Origin of the sequence: Mesorhizobium sp. M7A.F.Ca.US.014.04.1.1, assembly GCF_003998745.1 — a bacterium.
Taxonomy (GTDB): Bacteria; Pseudomonadota; Alphaproteobacteria; order Rhizobiales; family Rhizobiaceae; genus Mesorhizobium; species Mesorhizobium ciceri.
The window spans coordinates 1-994 of the sequence record NZ_RZRW01001135.1 but is presented as its reverse complement, the minus strand read 5'-3'; the positions used below and the strand labels follow the sequence as shown (position 1 = coordinate 994).

General features: G+C 61.5%; 2 protein-coding genes. Both read right to left on the bottom strand.

Features of this window, described 5'->3' with window-relative positions; all coding sequences use genetic code 11:
* Window positions 1–833 (bottom strand): ABC transporter permease (locus EOA22_RS35085; protein ID WP_164756244.1); only part of this gene is annotated, 833 nt, incomplete at its 3' end.
* Entirely contained in the window at window positions 830–985 is a 156-nt protein-coding gene (locus tag EOA22_RS35080; protein ID WP_245478781.1) for an ABC transporter permease subunit, read from the bottom strand. The genes EOA22_RS35080 and EOA22_RS35085, both read right to left, overlap by 4 nt.
* Window positions 986–994: the final 9 nt, after the last annotated feature.

Here is a 994-nt window from a genome sequence, read left to right as displayed (position 1 = left end):
GATCGGACATTGAGCGCCCCAATCAGAGCGTCGCCAAACAGGTTCAGGAAGATGACCGTCATGGCCACGGCAAATCCCGGAAACAGAATCACCCATGGGGCGATGAAGAGCTGCGCCGTCCCGGAACTCATCATGGCGCCCCAACTCGGCGTTGGCGGCTGCGCGCCCAGGCCAAAGAAGCCGAAAGTGGCTTCGAGGATGATGGCATCGCCCGTGGCAAGGATGGCGGCGACCAGCACGGGAGCAAGCACATTGGGCAGAAGGTGGGAAAACAGGATACGAAAGTGCGTGGCGCCGAGATTTCGGGTGGCTTCGATATAGGTTTCGCCGGTGAGCGAGATCACCTGGGTGCGCGTCAGCCGGGTGAATTGTGCAAGGTAGGCAATCGCCACCGCGCAGACGACGCCGCCGAGTCCCGGCCCGACGACGGCGACCAGCATCAAGGCTATCAGTATCTCCGGAAACGACCAGGTAAGATCGACTGCCACCATCACGATCCGGTCCAGGGCTCCACCGAAATATCCACACGCGGCACCGAGGAATAATCCCAGGAGCAGCGACAGGCCAATCGCCGTGGAACTGACGGTGAGCGAAGTGCGAGCGCCGAAGATCACACGCGACAGCACGTCGCGGCCCAACTCATCGGTCCCCAGCAGATGGCTCGTCGATGGCTGCTGGTTCATGATGGAGAGGTTCTGCTGGGAATCGCCATAGGGCGCCAACCATGGGGCGAGAAGCGCCGCGCTAATCAAAAGCAGCAGATAAACGCCCGCGACACACCCTTTTGGCGTGGCAAATGCGGACACAAACGCGGTGTATCGTTTGCGGGTCACGACTGGGATCTCCGCTGGCGAGGGTCAATGAAGGCTTGAGCGACGTCGCCCATGAGGGTGCCCAGGATGACAGCCATCGCAAGCATCAGCAGACAGCCTTGAACCAGCGGATAGTCACGCTGGTTCAGCGCGCGGATCAGCAGGCTGCCCAAACCGGGGCG